Here is a 24,488-nt window from a genome sequence, read left to right as displayed (position 1 = left end):
ACCCCCGCGCCCGAGCGCTATCGTACCGCAATCGCGGATTGCGGTCTGTGACGAATTTCACTTGCGGAGGTCGCGGCTAGGGCAGGGGCAACAACTCGGTCAGCGAGCGGATGATGCGGTCGGGCTTGATCGGCGATCCCGCAGGCAGGCCCTCGCCATGCACGTCCATCCAGACGGCGTAGATGCCGAGGCGCTGCGGCGTCACGACCTCCCATTCCAGATTGTCGCCGATCATCCAGGTATCCCCGGCGGTGACGCCGAGCGCTTCCATCGCGTGCAGATAGGCGCGCTCCTCGGGCTTGCCGAAACCGTGCTCGCCCTCGATCTGGATGTGGTCGAAGCGGTGGGTCAACTCGAAACGCTCGACCTTGGCGCGCTGCATGTCGGCAGCCCCGTTGGTCACCAGCGCGAGCTTGACCCCAAGCGCCTTCAGCCGGTCGATCGCCTCATGCGCGCCGGGGAAGACGAACATCTCCTCCTCGCGATAGGTGGTGAAGCGGTCGGCCAGGCGAATGGCGAGATCGTCGGGCAGGGCGCGGTGCCCGCTTGCGGCGAGCGCTGCGAAGCCTCCTTTCACCGTCAGGCGCCGGGCCTCGCCGAGCTTGAGCCGCCAGGCGGCTTCCGCATTGGCCCAGAAATTCCGCGCAAACGTCAGAACGGCTGCTGCGACCTGCTCCGGCGGCAGCGGTGCAAGCTCGGCCGCGAACTCGGTTGCGATCGTGTTCCAGGCGATCTCCGGACGGCCATAGGCCGACAGGATGGTATCATCCATGTCGATCAGCATGGCGCGGGGGAGGGGCTTTGCGGTCTTCATCGACGTCATGGCCATTTCACTTCCGGTGGCAGCGAGGACAGGATCGAATCCACGTTGCCGCCGGTTTTGAGCCCGAAGATGGTGCCGCGGTCGTAGAGCAGGTTGAACTCGACGTAACGCCCGCGCCGTACCAACTGCTCCTCGCGATCGGCAGCGGTCCAGGCGGTCGCAAAATTGCGCCGCACGAGCTCCGGATAGATCTTCAGGAAGGCGCGGCCGACGTCCTGGGTGAAGGCGAGATCGGCGTCCCAGTCGCCGCTGTCATGCCAGTCGTAGAAGATGCCGCCGATGCCGCGGGCTTCTTTCCGGTGCGGCAGATAGAAATATTCGTCGCACCATTTCTTGTACTTGTCGTAATCGGCGACTCCGTTCGGCCCGGTGCAGGCTTCCTGCATCGCGGCATGGAAGGCGATCGTATCGGCGTCTTCCTGTGTGCGCCGCCGCTCGAGCACCGGCGTCAAATCGGCGCCGCCGCCGAACCAGGCTTTCGTCGTGACGACGAAGCGCGTGTTCATGTGCACGGCGGGTACGTTCGGATTGCGCATGTGCGCGATCAGCGAGATGCCGGAGGCCCAGAAGCGTGGGTCCTCTGCCGCGCCCGGGATCTGCGCGCGAAACTCGGGGGCGAACTCGCCATGCACGGTCGAGCAGTGCACGCCGACTTTCTCGAACAGGCGGCCATGCATCATCGACATCACGCCGCCGCCGCCGGGCGCGCCAGTGTGGTCGCTGCGCTGCCAGGGCGTGCGCACGAAGCGGCCGGCCGCACCGGGATGGAGACCTTGCGGCGCGTCGTCCTCGAGCCGCTCGAAGCTTGCGCAGATGTCGTCGCGCAGAGCCTCAAACCAGCTCCGCGCGCGTGCCTTGCGGTCTTCGATCATCGAAACGTCCATGTGCAATTCCCGTCGCCGACTTGCGAGACGCGTAGGGTGGGCAAAGGCGCTCTAGCGCCGTGCCCACCACTTCTGCAACCGCTGCCACTGCGTTTGCCAAAGAGGTGGGCACGCTTCCGCCTTCGCTCTTTCGAGCTTCGGCGGAGCTTTGCCCACCCTACGAATCTAGCTCTGCGGACCGTAATAGGTGCAGCTCTCGTTGCAACTGTCGCGATGGATGCTGACGCGGGTCAGCCCGCCGAGATGTGCCAGGCGCTCCCAGACGTAGCGCGAGAGATTTTCAAGCGTCGGGATGCCCAGCGCCTCGATCTTGTTGAGGAACTTGTGGTCGAGCGTGAGGCGCACATCCTCGATCGCGCGCTGGAGGAGGCCGAGATCGACCACCATGCCGGTCACGGGATCCGGCGTGCCGCGCAAGCTCACCTCGGCGCGGAAGGAGTGGCCGTGAATCTCCTCGCTCGCCGCGCCAAAAGTGGTACCCGACAGCGTGTGCGCCGCCTCGAAGCGAAATGATTTCGTCAATTCCCACATCTTGTGAACGTCAGCCCTATCTGATGCCAGCTACCTGATGCCGAGCGTCTTGTGTGTTTGCACGCTGAGCCGCCATTGCGGGTGGCGCAGGCAATAATCGATGGCGCGCGCGGTGTTCTCGGCCACGTCTGGCCCGTCCATCGGTTGCAGCGAGAACCGCTCGAAGGCGAGAGCTTCGAAAGCTTCCGGCAGCGCCTGCGCTTGCGGATAGACAAGCTTCAGCTCGTGACCGCGCCGCACGACGAGATCGCTTCCCGCTTTCGGACTGACGCAGATCCAGTCGAGTCCGTCCGGCGGGAGGATCGTACCGTTGGTTTCGACCCCGATCTCGAAGCCGTTCGCATGTAGCGCATCGACCAGAGGGGCGTCTACCTGCAAGAGCGGCTCGCCACCGGTCAGCACGACATAACGGTTCCCTTGATGCCTTTCTTGGGTTCCCGTCCATTGCGCGGCGATCGTCGCCGCAAGCTCCTCCGCGGTGGCGTAGCGTCCGCCCAGCGTGCCATCGGTACCGACGAAGTCCGTGTCGCAGAACTGGCAAATGGCTCCGGCGCGGTCGGCCTCGCGCCCGCTCCAGAGGTTGCAGCCGGCAAAGCGGCAGAACACGGAAGCGCGCCCGGCATGGGCGCCTTCGCCTTGCAGGGTCAGGAAGATCTCCTTGACCGCGTAACTCACAAATCCTCTCCTTGAAACGCTAGGTTTGAATATCGCGGACCTGCCGCAGCGCTTCGCCTGCGGCCATCGCCGCGGTCATCGCCACATTGAGCGAGCGCAGCCCCGGCCTGATCGGGATGACGAGCCGCGCATCTGCGGCCGCGACCACCTCGTCGGTGACTCCTGCGCTCTCGCGCCCGAGCAGCAGGATGTCCGACGGCTGGTAGCGAAAATCAAGGTAGTTGGTCGCGCCCTTGGTGGTGAACAGCAGCAGCCGGTACCCTTGTTCCGTGCGCCAGGCCTGAAATTTCGACCAGGAGTCGTGACGGGTCATGCTGACCTGGTTCAGATAGTCCATTCCCGCGCGGCGGAACAGGCGGTCGGAGACGGGAAAACCTGCCGGCTCGATGATATGGGCGGCCATGTCCAGACAGGCACAAAGCCTGAGAATCGTGCCGGTGTTCTGGGGAATGTCGGGCTGGAAAAGCGCTATCTGCATGGCGTGATGACGGGTCGGTTGCGGCTGGAATTGTCTCAATAAAACATCGGTGGGCCGGGAATTCGTGCATTGCACGCTTCCGCGCCGATAGCGGGCTTGCGCTCGCCCGGCAAGGGTGCCAATAGAACGATTCTGGACTGCTGTTTCGCTCGTTTTGGCGCGGATCAAGCAAAGTTCTGCCGCCGCGGGGGGCCGCGGGCGCCGGCAGCCTGTTCTGGGGACCTTTGGGCGCCCCCTGGGGCGGTTCCGCCGGTCGCATAAGAAGAAAGGGTTGGAATCGTGACGACAGCGTCTTCGGCGGACCATCCGACACGCCGTGATTTCCTTTTCGTTGCAACGGGGGCAGCAGCGGCAGTGGGGGGCGTTGCGACGCTCTGGCCGTTCATTTCCCAGATGAATCCGGACGCCTCGACGATCGCCGCCGGTGCGCCGATCGAGGTCGATCTGACCCCGGTCGCCGAGGGCCAGGACATCAAGGTGTTCTGGCGCGGCAAGCCGATCTACATCAGCCATCGCACCAAGAAGCAGATTGACGAGGCGCGCGCGGTGAACGTCGCGAGCCTGCCCGATCCGCAGTCCGACGAGGCGCGGGTCAAGACCGGGCACGAGCAGTGGCTGGTCGTGATCGGCATCTGCACCCATCTCGGCTGCATCCCGATCGCCCATGAGGGCAACTACGACGGCTTCTTCTGCCCCTGCCACGGCTCGCAGTACGACTCTTCGGGCCGCATCCGCCAGGGGCCGGCGCCCGCGAACCTGACGGTGCCGCCGTATCAGTTCGTCTCCGACACCAAAATCCAGATCGGCTGAGCTTCGGACCCCGCGCCCGAAGCTTCGAGCCGTCGCGTCGTTTATTTCCTCAGGATCGCATCATGAGCGGACCCTCCGACTACCAGCCGAGCAATCCAGCCCTGAAATGGATCGAGCGGCGGCTGCCGATCTTTGGTCTTATGCATTCCTCGTTCGTCGCTTATCCGACGCCGCGTAACCTGAACTACTGGTGGACCTTCGGCGCCATCCTGTCTTTCATGCTCGGGATGCAGATCGTCACCGGCGTGATCCTGGCGATGCACTATACGCCGCACGCCGATCTGGCCTTCAAGTCGGTCGAACTGATCGTGCGCGACGTGAACTACGGCTGGCTGCTCCGCAACATGCACGCCTGCGGCGCGTCGATGTTCTTCTTCGCCGTCTACGTCCACATGCTGCGCGGACTGTACTACGGCTCCTACAAGGAGCCGCGCGAGGTGTTGTGGATCCTCGGCGTCATCATTTACCTCCTGATGATGGCGACCGGCTTCATGGGCTATGTGCTGCCGTGGGGCCAGATGAGCTTCTGGGGCGCCACCGTCATCACCAACCTGTTCTCCGCCATTCCCTATTTCGGCGAGAGCATCGTGACGCTGCTCTGGGGTGGCTATTCCGTCGGCAATCCGACGCTGAACCGCTTCTTCTCGCTGCACTATCTGCTACCGTTCATCATCGCGGGCGTCGTCGTGCTGCACGTCTGGGCGCTGCACGTCGCCGGGCAAAACAATCCGGACGGCGTCGAGGCCAAGACCGAGAAGGACACGGTGGCGTTCACGCCGTATGCGACGATCAAGGACCTGTTCGGCGTATCCTGCTTCGTGATCCTCTATTCCTGGTTCATCTTCTACATGCCGAACTATCTCGGCGACGCCGACAACTACATCCCGGCGAACCCGGGCGTGACGCCGCCGCACATCGTGCCGGAATGGTACTACCTGCCGTTCTACGCGATCCTGCGCTCGATCCCGAACAAGCTCGCGGGTGTCATCGCGATGTTCTCGGCGATCATCGTGCTGGCCTTCCTCCCCTGGCTCGACAGCGCCAAGACGAGGTCCTCGAAGTATCGTCCGCTCGCCAAGCAGTTCTTCTGGATCTTCGTCGTGGTCGCGGTACTGCTCGGCTATCTCGGCGCGCAGCCGCCGGAGGGCATCTACGTGATCGCGGGCCGCATCCTGACGGTCTGTTACTTCGCCTACTTCCTGATCGTGCTGCCGCTGCTCTCGCGCATCGAGACCCCGCGGCCAGTGCCGAACTCGATTGCGGATGCGGTGCTTGCCAAGGGCGGCAAGGTCGCGGCCTCCATCGTGGTTGCTCTGGTTGCTGCCGGCGCGCTGTTCGCAGCAACGCTCGGCGATGCCCGCGCCGAGGGCGGGGACAGGCCGCCAGGCAACAAGTGGTCGTTCGCCGGTCCCTTCGGCAAGTTCGACCGCGGTGCGCTCCAGCGCGGCCTGAAGGTCTACAAGGAGGTCTGCTCCAACTGCCACGGCCTGTCCTACATCGCCTTCCGCAACCTCGCGGAAGCCGGCGGCCCCGGCTATTCCGCGGCGCAGGCGTCGGCGTTTGCCTCCGAGTACAAGATCAAGGACGGTCCGAACGACCAGGGCGAGATGTTCGAGCGCCCGGGCCGCCCGGCGGACTACTTCCCGTCGCCCTTCCCGAACGAGCAGGCGGCTCGCGCGGCGAATGGCGGCGCGGCGCCGCCCGACCTGTCGCTGATCACCAAGGCACGCTCCTATGGTCGCGGTTTCCCCTGGTTCATCTTCGACTTCTTCACCCAGTACCAGGAGCAGGGCCCGGACTACGTCGCCGCGGTGCTCCAGGGCTTTGAGGACAAGGTGCCGGAGGGTGTGACCATCCCGGAAGGCTCCTACTTCAACAAGTACTTCCCGGGCCACGCCATCAAGATGCCGAAGCCGCTGAACGACGGCCAGGTCACCTATGACGACGGTTCGCCGACCACGGTCGCGCAATACGCCAAGGACGTCACCACGTTCCTGATGTGGACCGCGGAGCCGCACATGGAGGCGCGCAAGCAGCTCGGCTTCCAGGTGTTCGTGTTCCTCATCATCTTCACCGGCTTGATGTACTTCACCAAGAAGAAGGTCTGGGCCGACGCGCACTGAGCTGTCGAATAGCCATGGAAATGGAAAAGCCCCCGCCAGGGGGCTTTTTTAATGTTGGCGTCATTCCGGGGCGATGCGTCAGCATCGAACCCGGAATGCCGGGAGTGTGGATTGCGCCCCGCGCATACAACGGCCAAAATACCCGCAACGACCCCATAAACTCGTCGGAGGAAAGCATGGGCACCGTCATCACCTTCAAGCGTCCGGACGGCAAGGATACCTCGGGCTATCTCGCCAATGCCGCGCGCGGCAATGTGCCGGGCGTGGTCGTGATCCAGGAATGGTGGGGATTGTCGGACCAGATCAAGGGCCTGTGCGACCGCTTTGCGCTTGCCGGCTTCGATGCGCTCGCGCCCGACCTCTACAAGGGCAAGGTGGTGCCCTATCACGACACCGATGCGGCCAATCGCGAGATGAACTCGCTCGACTTCATGGACGCCACCACGCAGACCGTGCGCGGCGCCGCGCAATATCTTTCGCGCAACGGCGCCAAGGTCGGCCTGACCGGCTTTTGCCTCGGCGGTGCCGTGACCATCATCGGCGCGACCAAGATCCCGGAGCTTGCGGCCGGCGTTGTGTTTTACGGTATCCCGCCGGAGCAGGCGGCCAAGCCCGCTGACGTCAAGATCCCGCTCCAGGCGCATTTCGCCAACAAGGACGATTGGTGCACCCCGGAACTCGTCGGTGGTTTCGAAAAGGCCATGAAAGCCGCCGGCAAGTCGCTGGAGCTGTTTCGCTATGACGCCGAGCACGCCTTCGTCAACGAGCAGCGCCAGGCCGTGCACGACCGCGAGGCCGCCGAGCTCGCCTGGGGCCGCGCGACGGAGTTTTTCAAGAAGCATCTGGGATGAACGCAGCGGCGCGCTGATGCGACACAAGGCAAGCCGCCCGGCATCGGGCGGCTGCTTTGGCGCGGTCACGCGTCGGAGCCAACACATTGGCGCCGAGCATCCCCATGAAAGCCTTGCTGATCGCATCATTGTTCGTGACCGCCTTTATCGCGCCTTGTTGGGCCAAGGATCCGGCGTGCAACGGGCCGGAATTTCAGACCTTCCGGACTGACTTCGAAGGCGCGGCGAATGCGAACGACAAGAGCCGCATCGTCAAGCTGATCGCTTTTCCCGTCGAGTTCTGGTCGGCGGAAGGCAAGCACGACGTTCAGAGCGGCCCGGTCAAGAGCGAGGCAGAATTCCTGCAACGCTACGACACGCTGTTCACGCCCTTCATGCGCAAGCATGTGCACACCGCAAAGCTCCTGTCGCTGCCCGACAGCCGCTGCGCGCTGACCTGGCATGATGCGAATTCCGAGTTCACGTTCGAATTCCGCTATGTCCCCGACGCCGGATTCAGGGCGATCGGATATGGGGTCGGGGCGTATTAGGTCCCGCGGCGCGCCCATGACGACATCGACGAGGATCGCACAGTACGATCGGCGCGCAGGCACTAGCGCTCTTGCAGTGGCTTGACGTTCATTGCAAGTTACAAGTGTAGGTGTAAGACGTTACGCCATTGGGGCGAATGTGGGTGCGCGATGATCGTAGGTGGCCGTTTATCAACTGTTGTCGTACCTAGCGATGCGCTGGAAGCGGCTAGCAACCCCGAGAAGGCTTACTATCTGACCTGTGCTATCGTCGATTTCGTCAACGCAATTCAACGTGTCGGCATCTACGCGCGGCATGAAATGCCGGCTGTGGCCATGCAGGCATATCACGCCGACTATTATCTCGCTCAGGTCAACAACGGTGGTCATAGCCAGTTCATCGGCAACACGGGCGCCAACCAGCTTCCAACGACATCTGAAGATGCGCTCGCGGCACTGAAGGCGATGGGAGCGAGCGCGCAACACTAGATATTGCAAGAAATGGTGGCGTGGGTGGAAGCAAACCCCGGCGAGGCTGCAGCGCAGAACGGATTCTCCGAGCGCGCCGCAACCCTCGATGAACTTGATAGAGCGCTTCTACGAGGCGGAGCGACAGCAGCCGATGACCACGCTCGCGGCCCGATGGATCGCGGGCTGGCCGGAATTGCGCGCCGTAAAACGCGAGCAGTACGCTTCCGAAATCGATCGGCTTGCCCAACTCCAACCACATCTGACGCCGCGCCGGATTTGGCAAAGCGTGCATCAGATTCGCGTCCAGATGACTGATCGCCTGCAAATCACGATCGCCGCGGCATGCGGAGCAGCGGCGGAGCTCAAACTCGGGGTCGGGGCGGGCAGCTACATGGACGTGGAGGGCCAGCAATGCATGGCCTTCAGTGTCAGCACCGACAAGGGATCGCGGATATGCGTCTTTGAAGAAACGGGGGGACGACTCTATGAATACCTCGTGCGCAGTCCGATTCCGAAGCTCGAGGATGTGAAGCTTGAGAATTTGAAGACTTTCCAGCCGCCAGTTGTCGGTGCGCGACTATCTGTCGTGGGCGCGGACACTGTCGGGAATTTCTCTAGGGTTGCGGAGCAAAACCTGGCCGCCGAAGCCATCGATTTGCTCCTGCGAAGGTCGGATCTAGGTCCAGCCGCGATGATCACGGCAGTTGAGGTGGGCGATGAATGGGCGGCATGGTGCGCAGTCACCGGAACGACCGCCACTATGATTGCGACTCTCCGCGACCGCGCCGACATCGTCGGATCAGACGGCAAAGCCGCGCTCACCGTAACGCGCGCCGAAATCGAGCGCCATGCGGCAGAGGCGGCCGCTGGCCGCGACAGCATTCAGACCTCCGCATGATGCATTTTCGCGGCGCCGCCGCACCATTTTGGCGATCGAGGGGGCCTCGCCATCTTGACGCCGTCCCCGCGCCATGGTGTGTAGTTCCCCCATGAGCACCGCCGTCCGCCCATCCCGTCTTTGGTGGCGCACCTCCTAAAGAGGTGGCCGGTGCGATTTCATTTTCCCAAATCGTCGAAGGTCGCCAACGCAGAGCGGCGGCCTGATCGTTTGTCCTGTGTGGCGTTCCCTCGGCAAGTCTCGTAAGAGGAGCCCAAGAGGATCACATGAACAGGACAGTCTTTGCCCTTCCGGCCAGAAGCGACTATGTGACCCGCGCGGGTCTCGCGATCACGCGCGTGGCGGAGCAATTCAGCGGCGGCGCCAGCCGGCTCGACGATCTCGTCAACCTGCTCGACCGTCGCCGCGGTGTGGTGCTGTCGTCGGGCACCACCGTGCCCGGCCGCTACGAGAGTTTTGACCTCGGCTTCTCCGATCCGCCGCTCAAGCTCGAAACATCAGGCGTCAATTTCCAGCTCGAAGCGCTGAACCAGCGCGGCCAGGTGCTGATCGCCTTCCTCGCCGATGTCCTGCGCGAGCCCTGCGTGGTGATCTCCGAGAAGACGGCCTCGCGGCTTGCCGGCCACATCATCCGCGGAGATGCGCCGGTCGAGGAGGACCAGCGCACGCGGCGCGCCAGCGTGATGTCGCTGGTGCGCGATCTCGTCAGCGCCTTCTCCGCCAATGATGACGGGCTGCTCGGCCTGTTCGGGGCGTTCGCCTACGACCTCGTCTTCCAGATCGAGGATCTCGTGCAGAAGCGCCCGCGTGAAAAGGACCAGCGCGACATCGTGCTCTATGTGCCCGATCGCCTGCTCGCCTATGACCGCGCCACCGGCCGTGGCGTGGTGCTGAGCTACGACTTCACTTGGAAGGGCAAATCGACCGAAGGTCTGCCGCGCGAGACCGCGGACAGCCCGTATCTCAAGACGCCGCGGCAGGGCTTTGCCGATCATGCGCCCGGCGAATATCAGGCGACGGTCGAGACCGCGCGCGCGGCCTTTGCCCGCGGCGATCTCTTCGAGGCCGTGCCGGGACAGCTCTTCGCCGAGCCCTGCGAGCGCTCGCCTGCGGAAGTGTTCCAGCGTCTCTGCGTCATCAACCCGTCGCCCTACGGCGCGCTGATGAATCTCGGCGACGGCGAGTTTCTCGTGTCGGCTTCGCCGGAGATGTTCGTGCGCTCTGATGGCCGTCGCGTAGAGACCTGCCCCATCTCGGGCACCATCGCGCGCGGCACGGATGCGATCGGCGATGCCGAGCAGATCCGCCAGCTCCTGAACTCGGAGAAGGACGAGTTCGAGCTCAACATGTGCACCGACGTCGATCGTAACGACAAGGCGCGCGTCTGCGTGCCCGGCACCATCAAGGTGCTGGCGCGGCGGCAGATCGAGACCTACTCAAAACTTTTTCACACCGTCGACCACGTCGAAGGCATGTTGCGTCCCGGCTTCGACGCGCTCGATGCATTCCTCACCCATGCCTGGGCCGTCACCGTCACCGGCGCTCCGAAGCTCTGGGCGATGCAGTTCGTCGAGGATCACGAGCGCTCGCCGCGCCGCTGGTATGCGGGTGCGATCGGCGCGGTGAATTTCGACGGCAGCATCAACACCGGCCTGACCATTCGTACCATCCGCATGAAGGATGGGCTTGCCGAGGTGCGTGTCGGCGCGACCTGCCTGTTCGACTCCGATCCGGCCGCTGAAGACCGCGAGTGCCAGGTGAAGGCCGCCGCCCTGTTCCAGGCGCTGCGCGGCGATCCGCCAAAGCCTTTGTCGACCTTCGCGCCCGATGCGACCGGCTCGGGCAAGAACGTGCTGCTGATCGACCATGACGACAGTTTCGTGCACATGCTCGCCGACTATTTCCGCCAGGTCGGCGCCAGCGTCACCGTGGTCCGCTATGTGCATGCGCTCGACATGCTCAAGCAGAAGACATGGGATTTGCTGGTGTTGTCGCCCGGACCAGGCCGCCCGGAGGATTTCGGGATCAAAAAGACCATCGACGCGGCGCTTCAGAAGAAGCTGCCGGTGTTCGGCGTCTGCCTCGGGGTGCAGGCAATCGGCGAATATTTTGGCGGCGAGCTCGGGCAACTGACGTATCCCGCCCACGGCCGGCCCTCGCGGGTGCAGGTGCGGGGTGGGCGCCTGATGCGCAACCTTCCGAATGAGATCGTGATCGGCCGCTATCATTCGCTGTATGTTGAGCGCGACAGCATGCCGGAAGTTCTGTCGGTCACGGCGAGCACCGAGGACGGCGTCGCCATGGCCCTCGAGCACAAGACGTTGCCGGTCGCCGGCGTGCAGTTCCATCCGGAGTCGCTGATGTCGCTCGGCGGCGAGGTGGGTTTACGAATTGTCGAGAACGCATTCCGGCTGAGTGCGGGCGTCGATTGAGAGGCACCAATGACTTTTGACTACGATCTGAAGGCGAGCGTTCGAACGATCCCCGACTATCCCAAGCCCGGGATCATGTTCCGCGACATCACCACGCTCCTGGCCGATGCGCGCGCGTTCCGCCGCGCGGTCGACGAGCTCGTGCATCCCTGGGCCGGTAACAAGATCGACAAGGTCGCCGGTATGGAGGCGCGCGGCTTCATCCTCGGCGGCGCGGTGGCGCATCAGCTCTCGGCCGGGTTCGTACCGATCCGCAAGAAAGGCAAGCTGCCACACACCACGGTGCGCATCGCCTATTCGCTGGAGTACGGCATCGACGAGATGGAGATGCATGTGGATGCGGTCGCGCCCGGCGAGCGCGTCATCCTGGTCGACGACCTCATCGCCACCGGGGGCACCGCCGAGGGCGCGGTGAAGCTGCTCAGGCAGATCGGCGCCAACCTGGTCGCGGCCTGCTTCATCGTCGACCTGCCGGAGCTCGGCGGCGCTGCCAAGCTGCGCGCCATGGACGTGCCCGTGCGTACCCTGATGACGTTCGAGGGGCATTGAATAGAGCCGCGTAGGAGATGCGCTCCCTCTTCCGCACGCGCGAGAGGTGAAGGAGCCCGCGGCAAGCGCTGGCCTTAGATCGCCTCGGCCTTCAGCTCCGACAGCCAATGTAGCATGCGCTCCTTCAGCAGCGCGTCGCGGACATAGCTCACGTCCTCCTCGTCCAGCCGCTCGCATTCGGCGAACCTGATGCCCGCGGCGCCATGCGCGTTCCATGCCGCCTGAAGGGAGCGGCAGGGATGTCCGCCCTGGCGCAGCGTGAACCAGATCCGGTTGGGGACCTTCTCCAGATCGAGTGCCTGGCCGACCCAGGCTTCGCCTGTCGCCGCGCAGCGGACGACGTAGATGCCGCCAGCGGCCTTGCGCTCCTTGTAGGCGGCAATCGCGGCCTTTCGGTCGATGCTCATTGGCTCGGTCTCGCGGGGAATGGTGTCGCGCGAGGTCATACAAGCCGCCAGGCGATCAGTCAATATTACCCGGGTAAAATAATTAAGAACTCTGCAGAATCAGGCTGAGCTCGAGCTCCCGGAAGGCGAGATAGTTCCGCCGGATCCACTGGTGCAATTCGGTCGACGAGTCCTTCTCCTGGCGCAGATAGCCGGTGAAGGAGAAGTTGAGCCGGTCGATATAGGTCTTCAGGAAGCCCGGCAGCGCCGGCAGACGGAACAGCCGTCCGCCGGCCATGGCAGGCGGCAGCTCGCCGCGGACGACATATTCGTTGTCCACGGTGATCAGGCTGATCCGCGGGATCTGCTGGCGCAGCATTTCATGCGCGCGGCTCGACACGCGGTCGGTGTCGGCGACGAACAGGATCATCGGCGCCACGTGGCGGCGGGCGGCTTCCTTCAACAAGCCGATCTCGTCGGTCATCTTGAAGAATTCATCGAAGGCGTGGAAGCCGAGGTCGATCACCTTGCCGAGGCCGTCATCGACGATGACGCGGTCCATGAGCTGCATCTTGCCGTAGGTGTCGATGACGTCGGCCGTCTCGGTGACCTTCGGCAGATAGTCGAGCAGTGATGGTTCCTTCAGATTGACGTCGAAGGCGGCGACATCGCCGTTCTTGAGCAGCAGGAACTCGGTCAGCAAGCGCGCAAGCAGCGTCTTGCCGACCTGCGGTCGGGGGGAGCAGATGATGTAGACGGGCGTGGCGGCCATTGGCAGCTATATCAGGCGGGTTCGGCGCCCAATCCAGCCGCATCCGCAGCTTGCCCGCAACTATTTTTCGCTGCTACGGGCGGCGGGCTTGGAGCCCACGATGTCGGTCAGCCGGATGCGGTCATACTCGCTCCAGACGTTCGCCAGCCAGTGCCGGACATAGCCGCGCAGTACGAACGAATAGTTCGCGGCCTCGTCGTGGATGCCCTTGTTGGCGACGAATTTCAGGAACGGAACGGACGAAACCTCGACCTGCTCATAGGCCATTTCGTTGAGCTTGGGGATGGTCAGCTCGGTCGCATCCTTGATGCGGTGGAAGTAGGAGTTGTAGGTCGCCTGGTCCCACTGGAAGAACTGGGTGTCGTTGATGAAATTCTTCACCAGGAAATATTTTGCGCCGGTCATGAAGCCTGCGGTCTCTGCGATCTCCTCCAGCGAGGCGATCGAGGGCCCGAGGATGTGGAACACGGCGAAGGTGATCTGGCCGGCCTTGGCGGCGTCGAGGAAGCCGATGTCGCGCAGCGAAGCCAGCGCCGGTGAGAGCAGGCCGGCGCGGACGTCGATCACGGTCACCGACGGGCTCACCGCGTTGAGCGTGTCGAAGATCTTCATCTGATCGGCCGTCGTCGTCATGTCGACGATCTCGGTGATGTCAGGGTGGAAGCGCTTCAGGGTTCCGCGCGGCGACTCCGTGTCGAACGCGCGGGTCGGCACGTTGTTGGCGGAAAAATAATCGAGCAAGGTGCGCGATACCGTGGTCTTGCCGACCCCACCCTTGTCCGCGCCCACCACAACCACTGCCGGCTTTGCCATTGACGTCCCCTAAACGCGCGCCCCCGATCGCGATGCACGATCGGTCAGGTCCCAAATCGACTTTCCCAGCCGACTTGCCCAAGTCTGCTGTTGGGCGCGAACATGGCAGAAACAAGGGAGAATTCAATTCCTCCGGACCTCGTTGCAGCAATTCCCGCGGTTTTTCCCAATCGCACCAAAATCCCTCCGCATCCAGCCTCGTGGCGCGGCAAATTGTGCGATCAATGATGGCCCCAGGGTCCCATTGGATTGCCGACCGGGGTTCCGGGGCGGCTCGGCACGGTGGCATCGGCCGGCGTGCCAGAATCGGTCCACGGGCCGGTGGGCACCGCCGGCGGGATGTCCTGCCGTTCCGCCTGCGTTCCCGATTCCTCGGATTCGTCCGAGGGCGGCGGCAGCGGGCCCGGATCATGGCCACCGGCAAAATTGACCAGCGCCTTGATCCGCGAGTCGACCGAGGGGTGGGTCGCAAACAGGTCGGCGAAGCCCTCGCGGGGATTGTCGACGCAGAGCTCCATCACGGCAGAGGTCGCGCCCGGCAGCTCGCCGCGGCCGTCGATCTTGCGCAGCGCCGAGATCATCGCGTCGGGATTCTTGGTGAGCTCGACCGAGCCGGCATCGGCCAGGAATTCGCGCGAACGCGACAGCGCGAGCTTGACCACCTGCGACACCAGCCAGGCCACCACGATCAGCACGACCGCGATGATGACGACCACCACCGCGCCGCCGCCCGAGCTCTTGCTGTCGCTTGATGACGAGGATGATCGCGACGAGGAGGACGAACCCGACGACCACGAGCCGCCGGAACCGGAGCTCCAGCTGAAGCTCGTGAACATGCGGAAGAACAATTCGCCGAAGAAGCCGACCACGCCGGCGATGATGACGGCGACCACCATCAGCTGCACGTCGCCGTTCCTGATGTGGGTCAGCTCGTGGCCCAGCACCGCCTCGATCTCCTGGTCGTTCAGGGCTTTCATCAGACCCGTGGTGACGGTGATCGCATATTGCCGCGGGTTGAGGCCGGTCGCGAACGCGTTCAGCGCCGGGCTCTCCATGATCTTCAGCTTCGGCATGGTGATGCCACGCGAGATGCAGAGATTTTCGAGGAGATTGTAGAGCCGCGGCTCTTCCTGTCTTGTCACGTCGTGGCCGCCGGTGACGGCATCGATCATCGACTGGTGGAAGAAATAGGCGATCACGATCCAGGCGATCGCCGCGGCGGTCGCGAAGGGCGATGCCTTGATCAGGTCGGAGAGAGCGTGGGTCAGATAATAGGCGACGGACTGATTGCCGTTGATGACGACTTCGGCGATCAGCGCGCCGGCATAGACCAGCACGTAGAACAGCAGGAACAGGCCCGCGAGCAGCACCATCGAACGAAACCTGTTCGAGGCGATATGCGTGTAGAGACCATACGCGGCCATGGCGCGCTGTCCTGCCGGTCTATCGTTTCAGATCAGAACTTGACCTGTGGCGCCGCCTCGACCTCGGTGCGGCTCGCGCCGAGATCGAAGAACTCCTTGCGCGTGAAGCCGAACATGCCGGCGAACAAGGCGGCGGGCATCTGCTGGATGCCGGTGTTGTATTCCTGGACCGCGTTGTTGAAGAAACGGCGGCTCGCCGCGATCTTGTTTTCGAGGTCCGAGAGCTCGCTCGCGAGCTGCTGGAAATTGGCGTTGGCCTTGAGGTCGGGATAGGCCTCCGACAGCGCGATCAGCCGGCCGAGCGCGCCGGAGAGCTGGTTCTCGGCCGCGGACACCTGCGCCGGTCCCTGCGCCGACATTGCCGAATTGCGCGCCTTGATCACGTCGTCGAGCGTGCCGCGCTCATGCGCCGCGTAGCCTTTCACGGTCTCGACCAGGTTCGGGATCAGGTCATGCCGCTGCTTGAGCTGCACGTCGATGTCGGCAAAGGCCTGGCCCACACGCTGGCTCAGCGCCACCAGGCGGTTGTAGGCGCCGAAGGCGAACAGCACGAGGACGACGATGACGCCGAGAACGATCCAGCCGGTCGACATGGAGAACTCCTGAAGGGGAAGAAGGCGGATAGCGTAGACCAAAACGACGCCGGGCGGCAGGCCGGCGCGCAAGGCAGGCAAAAGGCAAGTAAGGCTTGGTCGGGCGCAAGCCTATTCCAGTTCAAGAGAAAAGCACTGATCGAGGTTAACTTTCGGCCATGACGGCGTCGCCCCAACGCCAGCGGCGGGCACCCGCATAGGCCGCCTTGTCCCGGCGCGGCACCTTCGCGAGCTCGGCGCCTTGCTCGGTGCAGAGCTTGGCCGTGATCTCGGCCTTGCCGACATCAGGCTCTGCCAGCACGCGTGCAAAGCGCGCGGCGACAGGCGCGCGGGTCAGCGCCACATAAATGAACTTCTCGTCCTCGAAGGGGACCTCGGCGCCCTTGAGCTGCCGGTGCGCCTGTGAGCGCGGCAGGCGCTGGGCAAAATGGCACCAGTCGGGCGGTGTGAGCGGGCAGGGTTTGTCGTGCGGGCAGGGCGCCGCGACATGCGCGCCTGATGCAATCAACTGCTGACGCAGCGCAAGGGTACGTGCGTAGCCGGCTGGCGTGCCGGGCTCGATCACGACGAGGGCGTGCCGGGCTTTCGCCCACATCGCGTCAGCGAGCGCGCGCTGGTCGTGCTCGCCGAGCTCACCGATCAAATAACTCGCGATGACGAGATCGGTGGGCGTGGCCCCCGCGAGGTTCGCGGCGGCGTCGCCCGGCAAATAGCTGATGTCAGCCAGTCGCGTGCTGTCACGCGCAAGCTCGAGCGCCAGGCTGCTCAACGTGCGATTCGCGTCGAGCAGGGTGAAGGATTGCAGCGAGGCAAAAGCTTCCGCGGCCGCCCAGCTCGCGGTGCCCGGCCCTGCGCCGACATCGAGCAGGCTCTCGGGAGCAAGCTCCGGCACGATCATGGTGAGCGCATTCAGGCTTGCAGCGACGGCGGCATAGGTCGCCGGCATGCGAGCGAGCGCATAGGCGAGTGCATCAGCTTCGGATTTGATGGCGGCGGAGCCACCGCCAGCGCGATAGGTGTTCGAGATGCGCCCGGCCCGCTGCGCGGCGTCAGTGCGGGAAAAGCCCACGAGCTTGGCGTCAAGCGCGGCTTTGAGCTCGGCAGGAAGGGTAGGGGAAATCATCATCCATCGTCATGCCCCGCGCAGGCGGGGCATCCAGTACTCCGAGACAGCGCCGTTCAACCGAGAGGCCGCGGCGTACTGGATCATCCGCTTTCGCGGATGATGACGTCAATGGGTGTGGAACGACTGCCGCTTCACGCCACGTTCTGGTCGAGAATGTCCACCGCCTCTGCCAGGCTCACCGACACGAGCTGCGAGACGCCGCGCTCGGCCATGGTGACGCCGAACAACCGGTTCATTCGCGCCATGGTGATCGGATTGTGCGTGATGATGATGAAGCGTGTGTCGGTCGAGCTGGTCATCTCGTGCAGGAGGTTGCAGTACCGTTCGACGTTGTGGTCGTCCAGCGGCGCGTCGACTTCGTCCAGCACGCAGATCGGCGAGGGGTTGGTGAGGAACACCGCGAAGATGAGCGCCATCGCGGTCAGCGCCTGCTCGCCGCCCGACAGCAGCGACAGCGTCTGAGGTTTCTTGCCCGGGGGCTTTGCGATGATCTCGAGACCGGCTTCCAGCGGATCATCGCTCTCGATGAGGTGCAGAGCCGCCTCACCGCCGCCGAACAGTTCGACGAACAGGCGCTTGAAGTGGTTGTTGACGACCTCGAACGAGGTCAACAGCCGCTCGCGGGCCTCCTTGTTGAGGCTCTGGATGCCCTGGCGCAGCCGCTTGATGGCTTCGACGAGGTCGTCGCGCTCGGTGGTGAGGCCGGTGTGCTGGGTCTCGACCTCCTTGAGCTCTTCCTCGGCGCGCAGGTTCACCGCACCGAGGCGCTCGCGGTCGCGGCGCATCTTTTCGAGGTCCTCCTCGATCTCGTGCAGCGGCGGCAGCTCCGCGCCGGGTTCGATCTCGGCAAGGCCGGCGACGGCCTGCGGCTCGACCTCCAGCATGTCGCGGATTTCGCGCTCGATGTCTTCCAGACGGCGCCGCGCGCCTTCCATGCGCTCCTCGGCACGCGCGGTCGCTTCGCGGGCGCTCGACAAGGCTTCGAGCGTCAGCTTTGCGACACGATCGGTCTCGGCCATGGCGGTTTCGGCCTCGGCGAGCGCGTCGGCGGCCACGCGGCGGTCGTTCTCGGCGTATTCGATCTCGTTGATCAGCGCGCTGCGCTTCTCGGCGAACACGGCAGGCGCATTCTCGAGATCGCCGCGCTCGACCGAGACCTCGGTGATGCGAGCCTGGATGGTGTCGATGTGGGAGGCCGCGCTTTCCTTGCGGTTCTGCCATTCGGTGCGCTCGGCGAGGATCGCCTGCACGCGACGATCGGCGAGCTCGGCCTCGCGCGCCAGCGCCTGTGCCTCGGCACGGACCTGGGCGGCCATGCGGCGCTGGCCCTCGATGTCGCTGCGCACGGCCGCGAGCCGCACTTCGGTGTCTTCGCTCGACGGCAGCTCGGAGATCGCGGCTGCCGCGTATTCATGCGCAGCCTCGGCCTCGGCGCGGTCGGCGGCGAGGCGGCTGTGCGCCTCCGACAGCGCCGACTTGCGCGCGGCGTGACGGTTGATCTCGCGCTCGGCGGTGGCATGGCGCTCGCGGGCGGCATTGAGCTCGCGCTGCGCTGCGCGCCAGGCCTCACGTGTGGCGCCTTCGGTGCTGGCGGCCATCTGCAATTGGCCTTCCGCGTTCTCCAGCGCCTGGCGCTTGATCTGCGCGTCGATGCGGGCCTGCTCCAGCTCGTTCTCGATGTCGACGAGGCGGGCGCGTTCGGCGAGCCGTCGCGCGGCGCCAGTCGGCGCGTGAGCTGCAGCGACAAAACCGTCCCAGCGCCAGACGTCGCCTTCGGGCGAGACCAGGCGCTGGCCGGTCTTGAGCTGCGAGACGAGCTCTGCGCCGCGTTCGCGCGGCACGACGCCGATCTGCGCCAGTCGGCGCGAAAGCTCGATCGGCGCCTGCACGTGATTGGCGAGCGGCACGACGCCCTCGGGGAGCGCCGGATCGCCTTCCGTGACGCCGGCATTGGTCCAGCGCATCGGCGCGGAGGGATCGACGGGCGCATCGAGGTCGTCGCCGAGCGCAGCGCCGATCGCCTTTTCAAAACCCTTGTCGACGGTGATGCCGTCGATGATCGGCGGCCACAGATTCTTGGTCTCGCCGTTGACGATCTTGGAGATCGTGCGCGCCTCGGTTTCAAGACGCTGCACGCGCTTGTCGGCTTCGTTCAGCGGCGAGCGCGAGGATTCCAGCGTCTGGCGAGCCGCGACATGCGCGGCTTCGCTGTCCTGCGCCGCGGCCTCGGAGGCTGCCAGCGTCTGCTCGGCATTCTCGACGGCAGCGGTCAGCTCGTCGAGATCACCGAAGCCGCCGGTCTCCTCCGCAAGCTTCTGCTCTTCCGCTGCGACATTCGCGATCTCCTGGTCGAGCCGCGCGAGCTTGTCGCGGTGGGTGCGGACATTGGCTTCGAGTTGATTGCGCTTGGCGGTGAGGTCGGCAAGCGCCGTGGTCAGCTCGGAGAACTGCTGTTCGGTCTCGGTGAGCGTCGCCTCGGCCTCGGACACGCGCTCATCGACACCGGAGCGCTTCTCGACGCGCGACTTGATTTCTTCCTTCAGCTCCAGATCCTCGGCGTCGAGCCGATGAAGCGCCACGTCGGCATCCATGGTCTGCTGCTGCGCGCGGGCGATGTCGCCCTCGAACTGAGCCAGTCGGCGCTCGAGCTCGGTAACGCGATCCTTTGCGCGCACTTCCTCGCGATCGAGCAGCTCGCGTGCATTGGTCAGCCGTTGCAGGCCTGCCGCGGCGCGCGCTTCGGCATCACGCAGCGCCGGCATCCCGGCGGCGCGGATCGCCTGGATGCGGGCGGCTTCGGCCTGGTGCTGGGTGCGCTCGGCCATCTCGCGAACCGCGAGATCATGGGTGTGGCCGGACTCATTGACCTCGGCATGGGCGCCGACCCAGCGGAGATGGAATAGCGTGGCCTCGGCCTTGCGCACCTTGGCTGCGACCTCGCGATAGCGCACGGCCTGGCGGGCCTGCTTCTTCAGGCCTTCCATCTGACCGGAGAGCTGGCCGATCACGTCCTCGACGCGGGTGAGGTTGGTTTCGGCCGCCTTCAGCCGCAGCTCGGCCTCGTGGCGGCGGGCGTGCAGGCCGGCAACGCCGGCGGCATCCTCGAGCACGCGGCGGCGCTGCTCGGGTTTGGCCTGGATGATCTCGCCGATCTTGCCCTGGTGGACGAGGGCCGGCGAGCGCGCGCCGGTGGCGGCATCGGCAAAGAGGATCTGCACGTCGCGGGCGCGCACGTCGCGGCCGTTGATGCGATAGACCGAGCCCGCCTCACGCTCGATGCGGCGGGAGATTTCGAGAAGCTGGCTGTCGTTCATCGCCGCCGGCGCGGTGCGATCGGCATTGTCGATCGTCATCGTCACTTCGGCGTGGTTGCGCGCGGGGCGATTGCCGGAGCCTGCGAAGATCACCGCGTCCATGTCGGCGGCGCGCAGCGATTTGTGCGAGGTTTCACCCATCGCCCAGCGCAGCGCTTCGACCAGGTTCGACTTGCCGCAGCCGTTCGGTCCGACGACGCCGGTGAGGCCCGCTTCGATCACGAAGTCGGTGGGCTCGACGAAGGACTTGAAGCCATGAAGGCGCAGGCGGGTGATCTTCATAAAACACGCTTCTCTGTTGGCAGGACGCGAATCTCCCTGCCGTGACAATACCATAGAAGGCAAATGTCGGGGTCCGGATGAGTCGCTTGATGCGGCTCATGCGGCTGGACAATGGCCGCGCCGGCGCGTCAGGGCAACCGGCGAAAGCCGCTTTTCACAAGGGATTTGAGGCTTCGCAGGTCGCGAATCAGGATCAAAACGTGAAGATCAGCTCTTCAACACGGGGCATGATTTTCGGCAGGTGTGTCGGCATTTATCAACAGCAAACAAAGCTTTGGGCGTTGGTCGGGCAGGGGAGTTAGAGCGCTCGGCAAACGAGCCATTGCCCGCGCCGGAGTTGGTCCTGACGTGACGATCCAGCTATTTGCCAAGCCTTCGGGTTGCATCGCCGCTCAGGTGGCCTTTTCCTTGAGGTCAAAATCCATTGTCCAGGTCGACTTGCCTGGCTGCTTCCGGAATATCCAGATCGTCAGAGTTGAGCCGGTTGGAATGACGATACTGTCGCCCTCGAACATCGTGAACTGCCGGATATTGTTTTCTGTCGCCCAGATTGAGTGAGAATAGACGTCCTTGCTGCTTGTTTTGGTGCAGCTCAGAACCCCTCCATTCTGAACAGCGCACGTGATCGTTTGGCTCACGGAAGAGTCCATATGGATGGTGGTCATCTGGCATTCTCCAAAAAAAGATATGAATGAACGCCCTCATGCTCTCGCAGGTTGTGATTGTGGTCAAGGAACAATCTCTGACGCGGCTTCGCTTACATCCTTGACGGGAGCGGACAACCAATTTCCGAGGGGGTGGTCGGCTTGGCTCTACGTTGTCTGCCGCGCCACAACTCGGCTCTTTGCCTACCTCCGAACCACCAGACGGGCTTCTTCACTAACTCACGGAGCAGCAAGAGGCCCATCTGCCCGCCCGCAGCGCATCTCGGTTCGGAAGACGTGATTTTGCAAGTACTTCCAGTCCAATGCCAAAGCTTCGCTTTCTCGATGGACCGCGCTGCTCGGATATGTACTGAAGAAATTCACGTAACTGTCGGCAACTCGTGGCTTAACTAGTTTGGTTGCGACGTCGCTATCGCAAGGCGCCACGCAAGCTCGGCTCGCGTCTCGGAAATCGGGGGCGAAGCCAGATCAGCTCTTCAACAGCGGATTGATCTTCTTCGCGAATTCCTCGAACGAGGCCTCGCCCTTGATCTTCTCGCCGTTGATGAAGAAGGTCGGCGTCGAATCGACCTTCAGAACCTCGCTCGCATATTTCTGGTCGGCGGCGATCTTGTCGAGCAATGCCTGGTCCTTCAGGCAGGCCTCGACCTGGCTCTGCGAGAGGCCCGCCTGCTTGCCGATCCGCGCGAGCGTCTCCGTGGTGTTCTTCGTCACCCAGTCGGCCTGCGAGCGGAACAACATGTCGGTGACGGCGAAAAATTTCGGCGCGTCGCCATTGGCGATGCAGCGCGCCAGCATCGAGCCGGCGGCGGCCTTGATGTCGAGCGGGAACTCGCGGAAGATGTAGCGCACCTTGCCGGTGTCGATGAATTCTTTCTTGATCTTCGGGAACACCTGCTCGTTGAAGGCCGCGCAGTGCGGGCAGGTCATCGAGGCGAATTCGGTGATGGTGACGGCGGCGTTGTCCGGACCGAGCGCCATGTCGGGCAGCGACACCGGTTTGGCGACGTCGGAGGCGCTCTGCGCCATGGCCTCGGTGATGAGCCGCAGTGGCGACAACCCGGCGGCCACGGCAAGTCCGGTCAGCGAAAGCATCGTGGTGAAGACGCGGCGGGTGATCATCAAAGGTCCAACTCCCGAAATTGGCGTGGGCACGCCCAAAGTTCGCCGATTGAGCGGCCTGTCGCTAGCTTGAAACCGCAATGGAGGCAATGGCGGGCCGCAACAACGGCTCCAGATTAGCGGCGGAATGAGGCTCAATTTCGCTTGATTGCAGCGCCCAGCCGCGCCAGCGCGTCTCGCAATTGTTCATCTTCGATATTGCCGAGGGTCTCGGCCACCTTGGCCACCGCCCCGGCATCGGGTGGGCGGGGCCGGGCCGGGCGGCCGCGGCTCGACAGCGGGGCCTGGCGGAAGGCGAGCTTGCCGACCGCGTTCCAGCCGAAGAAGCGGTTGACCCGCTCCAGGATGACGTCGGCGGAGTGCTGGATCTCCAGCGCCATCGGCCCCTCGACCCGCAGCACCAGCGTCGCTGGTTCCTGTGGCTGGCCCTCGACCGGCCGCGGCCATTGCATCTTCAACGGCTCCGCATTCGTGGCGATCTCGGAGCCGGCGATCTCGCCCCACCGCGTTACCAATTCGCGCGCGGCAAAGCCCTGCTTGGCATAGGCCTCGGCAAAGACGTCGTTGAGCAGGATCGACAGCGGCTTTGCGCTGATGGGACCGGGTTTGGACATGGCTGCCTTATATCATCATATCATCGTGCGACGCTGACCAGAAATTATCCGCGTCATGCCGGGCCGAGCCCCGGCCATCCACGTCGTGCCGTGAAGAAAGGCGTGGATGCCCGCGACAAGCGTGGGCATGACGTGGAGAGTTCGGTGCGACGTCGATACAGTGTCAGCATGAGCCCCACACCCGCCCTGAAGGCGAAATCGGAACCAGTTCGGCCGGAAGTCTCCGCGCGTCCTTTGGCGCTGCTCCAATGGTACGACCGCCATCGCCGCCGGCTGCCATGGCGCGCGGCGGCGGGCGAGACGCCGGATGCGTACCGAGTCTGGCTGTCGGAGATCATGCTCCAGCAGACCACCGTCAAGGCGGTCGGGCCCTATTTCGCAAAATTCGTCGCGCGGTGGCCTGATGTCACGGCGCTCGGCCACGCCTCGCAGGACGACGTGCTTCGGATGTGGGCCGGGCTCGGCTACTATTCGCGGGCTCGCAATCTCCATGCTTGCGCGGTCGCGGTGGCGCGCGAGCATGGCGGCATTTTTCCAAATACCGAAGAGGGCCTGCGCGCATTGCCGGGGATCGGGCCTTACACGGCGGCGGCGATCGCGGCGATCGCTTTCGACCGCCGCACCATGCCGGTCGATGGTAACATCGAGCGGGTGGTGTCGCGGCTGTTCGCAGTCGAAGAGGAATTGCCGCAGGCAAAACCGCTGATCCAGCAATTGGCGGCGACGCTGCTCGCGGATTCCCGCGCGGACGACGGGAAGTCTCGCGCCGGCGACAGCGCGCAGGCGCTGATGGATCTGGGCTCCTCGATCTGCACGCCGAAGAAGCCTGCGTGTTCGCTGTGTCCGTTGAACGAGGATTGCGTCGCGCGGGTGCAAGGCACGCAGGAGACGTTTCCACGCAAAGCGCCGAAGAAGAGCGGCACGCTGCGCCGCGGCGCGGCCTTCGTTGTCGTTCGCGGCGATGAGCTGCTGGTCCGCTCGCGGTCCGAAAAGGGCCTGCTCGGCGGCATGACCGAGGTGCCGGGCTCGGACTGGCTCGCCGGGCAGGAGGACAAGGCTGCGCGTGCGCAGGCGCCTGAGATCAAGGGCCTCACCCGCTGGCAGCGCAAGCTGGGCGTGGTCACCCATGTGTTCACGCATTTCCCGCTGGAGCTCGTGGTCTACACCGCCGAGGTCGACAGCCGCACCCGCGCGCCAGGGGGCATGCGCTGGGTTCCGATCGCAACCCTTGCCAATGAGGCGCTGCCCAACGTCATGCGCAAGGTGATCGCGCACGGGCTGGATCTCTAGCTCCGCGCGCACTCCTGACAGGATGCTGGCAGCAGCGCTGCGGTATCGCGAAG

The 24,488-nt window shown here is 64.3% G+C and carries 25 protein-coding genes; 10 read left to right on the top strand and 15 right to left on the bottom strand.

Annotated features, from left to right (window positions below):
• Positions 1 to 76: 76 nt before the first annotated feature.
• The 5 genes from SO180_RS19470 to SO180_RS19450 form a co-directional block, all read right to left on the bottom strand.
• Positions 77 to 829 (bottom strand): HAD family hydrolase, encoded by a 753-nt coding sequence (locus tag SO180_RS19470; protein WP_449380454.1) that lies wholly within the window; start codon positions 827 to 829, stop codon positions 77 to 79.
• Positions 820 to 1,707, bottom strand: a complete 888-nt coding sequence (gene hemF, locus SO180_RS19465) for an oxygen-dependent coproporphyrinogen oxidase (RefSeq protein WP_449380453.1) — start codon at positions 1,705 to 1,707, stop codon at positions 820 to 822. Before hemF ends, SO180_RS19470 begins: the two co-directional genes overlap by 10 nt.
• A gap of 165 nt (positions 1,708 to 1,872) precedes the next feature.
• Positions 1,873 to 2,238 (bottom strand): 6-pyruvoyl trahydropterin synthase family protein, encoded by a 366-nt coding sequence (locus SO180_RS19460; protein ID WP_449380452.1) that lies wholly within the window; start codon positions 2,236 to 2,238, stop codon positions 1,873 to 1,875.
• 30 nt (positions 2,239 to 2,268) lie between these two features.
• Positions 2,269 to 2,913: a 7-carboxy-7-deazaguanine synthase gene (gene queE / locus SO180_RS19455; RefSeq protein ID WP_449380451.1), complete on the bottom strand. Its 645-nt coding sequence runs from the start codon at positions 2,911 to 2,913 to the stop codon at positions 2,269 to 2,271.
• Positions 2,914 to 2,932: 19 nt separating this feature from the next.
• Positions 2,933 to 3,391: a tRNA (cytidine(34)-2'-O)-methyltransferase gene (locus SO180_RS19450; protein ID WP_449380495.1), complete on the bottom strand. Its 459-nt coding sequence runs from the start codon at positions 3,389 to 3,391 to the stop codon at positions 2,933 to 2,935.
• Positions 3,392 to 3,670: 279 nt separating this feature from the next.
• On the opposite strand from SO180_RS19450, the gene petA reads away from it, so the two are divergent.
• The 8 genes from petA (at position 3,671) to SO180_RS19410 (ending at position 12,034) form a co-directional block, all read left to right on the top strand.
• Positions 3,671 to 4,201, top strand: coding sequence for a ubiquinol-cytochrome c reductase iron-sulfur subunit (petA, locus tag SO180_RS19445; RefSeq protein ID WP_449380450.1), 531 nt, complete (start codon positions 3,671 to 3,673; stop codon positions 4,199 to 4,201).
• A gap of 62 nt (positions 4,202 to 4,263) precedes the next feature.
• Positions 4,264 to 6,324 (top strand): cytochrome b/c1, encoded by a 2,061-nt coding sequence (gene fbcH / locus SO180_RS19440; protein WP_449380449.1) that lies wholly within the window; start codon positions 4,264 to 4,266, stop codon positions 6,322 to 6,324.
• A 176-nt stretch (positions 6,325 to 6,500) separates the two neighbouring features.
• Positions 6,501 to 7,175, top strand: coding sequence for a dienelactone hydrolase family protein (locus SO180_RS19435; protein WP_449380448.1), 675 nt, complete (start codon positions 6,501 to 6,503; stop codon positions 7,173 to 7,175).
• Between the two features lie 104 nt (positions 7,176 to 7,279).
• On the top strand, positions 7,280 to 7,705 hold the full coding sequence (locus SO180_RS19430; RefSeq protein ID WP_449380447.1) for a hypothetical protein: 426 nt from the start codon (positions 7,280 to 7,282) through the stop codon (positions 7,703 to 7,705).
• A 150-nt stretch (positions 7,706 to 7,855) separates the two neighbouring features.
• The gene (locus SO180_RS19425; protein WP_449380446.1) at positions 7,856 to 8,173 is read left to right on the top strand and encodes a DMP19 family protein; all 318 of its coding nucleotides are present in this window, start codon (positions 7,856 to 7,858) and stop codon (positions 8,171 to 8,173) included.
• Between the two features lie 88 nt (positions 8,174 to 8,261).
• On the top strand, positions 8,262 to 9,053 hold the full coding sequence (locus tag SO180_RS19420; RefSeq protein WP_449380445.1) for a hypothetical protein: 792 nt from the start codon (positions 8,262 to 8,264) through the stop codon (positions 9,051 to 9,053).
• Between the two features lie 266 nt (positions 9,054 to 9,319).
• Positions 9,320 to 11,485 carry an anthranilate synthase component I gene (locus SO180_RS19415; RefSeq protein ID WP_449380444.1) on the top strand — a complete coding sequence of 722 codons (2,166 nt, stop codon included), beginning with the start codon at positions 9,320 to 9,322 and terminating at the stop codon, positions 11,483 to 11,485.
• 9 nt (positions 11,486 to 11,494) lie between these two features.
• Entirely contained in the window at positions 11,495 to 12,034 is a 540-nt protein-coding gene (locus tag SO180_RS19410; protein ID WP_449380443.1) for an adenine phosphoribosyltransferase, read from the top strand.
• Between the two features lie 74 nt (positions 12,035 to 12,108).
• Here SO180_RS19410 and SO180_RS19405 read toward each other — a convergent pair whose 3' ends face one another.
• The 7 genes from SO180_RS19405 to smc form a co-directional block, all read right to left on the bottom strand.
• The gene (locus SO180_RS19405) at positions 12,109 to 12,441 is read right to left on the bottom strand and encodes a GIY-YIG nuclease family protein (RefSeq protein ID WP_449380442.1); all 333 of its coding nucleotides are present in this window, start codon (positions 12,439 to 12,441) and stop codon (positions 12,109 to 12,111) included.
• Between the two features lie 82 nt (positions 12,442 to 12,523).
• Positions 12,524 to 13,192: a hypothetical protein gene (locus tag SO180_RS19400; protein WP_449380441.1), complete on the bottom strand. Its 669-nt coding sequence runs from the start codon at positions 13,190 to 13,192 to the stop codon at positions 12,524 to 12,526.
• Positions 13,193 to 13,252: 60 nt separating this feature from the next.
• Complete coding sequence (locus SO180_RS19395; protein ID WP_449380440.1) at positions 13,253 to 14,005, bottom strand: P-loop NTPase family protein; 753 nt, start codon at positions 14,003 to 14,005, stop codon at positions 13,253 to 13,255.
• A 221-nt stretch (positions 14,006 to 14,226) separates the two neighbouring features.
• Positions 14,227 to 15,429: a M48 family metallopeptidase gene (locus SO180_RS19390; protein ID WP_449380439.1), complete on the bottom strand. Its 1,203-nt coding sequence runs from the start codon at positions 15,427 to 15,429 to the stop codon at positions 14,227 to 14,229.
• A gap of 32 nt (positions 15,430 to 15,461) precedes the next feature.
• Positions 15,462 to 16,022, bottom strand: a complete 561-nt coding sequence (locus SO180_RS19385; RefSeq protein ID WP_027524255.1) for a LemA family protein — start codon at positions 16,020 to 16,022, stop codon at positions 15,462 to 15,464.
• A 145-nt stretch (positions 16,023 to 16,167) separates the two neighbouring features.
• A complete protein-coding gene (locus SO180_RS19380) occupies positions 16,168 to 17,148 on the bottom strand; it encodes a small ribosomal subunit Rsm22 family protein (protein ID WP_449380438.1) in 981 nt (326 codons plus the stop codon).
• Between the two features lie 131 nt (positions 17,149 to 17,279).
• Positions 17,280 to 20,744, bottom strand: coding sequence for a chromosome segregation protein SMC (gene smc / locus SO180_RS19375; protein ID WP_449380437.1), 3,465 nt, complete (start codon positions 20,742 to 20,744; stop codon positions 17,280 to 17,282).
• Between the two features lie 86 nt (positions 20,745 to 20,830).
• Here smc and SO180_RS19370 point away from each other — a divergent pair, with 86 nt between their 5' ends.
• A complete protein-coding gene (locus SO180_RS19370) occupies positions 20,831 to 21,046 on the top strand; it encodes a hypothetical protein (RefSeq protein ID WP_449380436.1) in 216 nt (71 codons plus the stop codon).
• Between the two features lie 90 nt (positions 21,047 to 21,136).
• On the opposite strand, the gene SO180_RS19365 is transcribed toward SO180_RS19370, so the two are convergent.
• The 3 genes from SO180_RS19365 to SO180_RS19355 all read right to left on the bottom strand — a co-directional run bounded on the left by SO180_RS19365 (position 21,137) and on the right by SO180_RS19355 (position 23,145).
• Positions 21,137 to 21,409 carry a hypothetical protein gene (locus tag SO180_RS19365; protein WP_449380435.1) on the bottom strand — a complete coding sequence of 91 codons (273 nt, stop codon included), beginning with the start codon at positions 21,407 to 21,409 and terminating at the stop codon, positions 21,137 to 21,139.
• 468 nt (positions 21,410 to 21,877) lie between these two features.
• Entirely contained in the window at positions 21,878 to 22,534 is a 657-nt protein-coding gene (locus SO180_RS19360) for a DsbA family protein (RefSeq protein WP_449380434.1), read from the bottom strand.
• 131 nt (positions 22,535 to 22,665) lie between these two features.
• Positions 22,666 to 23,145, bottom strand: coding sequence for a DUF721 domain-containing protein (locus SO180_RS19355; protein ID WP_449380433.1), 480 nt, complete (start codon positions 23,143 to 23,145; stop codon positions 22,666 to 22,668).
• Between the two features lie 168 nt (positions 23,146 to 23,313).
• On the opposite strand from SO180_RS19355, the gene mutY reads away from it, so the two are divergent.
• Positions 23,314 to 24,435, top strand: coding sequence for an A/G-specific adenine glycosylase (mutY, locus tag SO180_RS19350; protein WP_449380432.1), 1,122 nt, complete (start codon positions 23,314 to 23,316; stop codon positions 24,433 to 24,435).
• Positions 24,436 to 24,488 lie beyond the last annotated feature (53 nt).

The sequence above is a fragment of the Bradyrhizobium sp. UFLA05-112 genome (assembly GCF_053572325.1).
The sequence above is the reverse complement of the archived record's forward strand: the minus strand, read 5'-3'. Positions and strand labels throughout refer to the sequence as shown.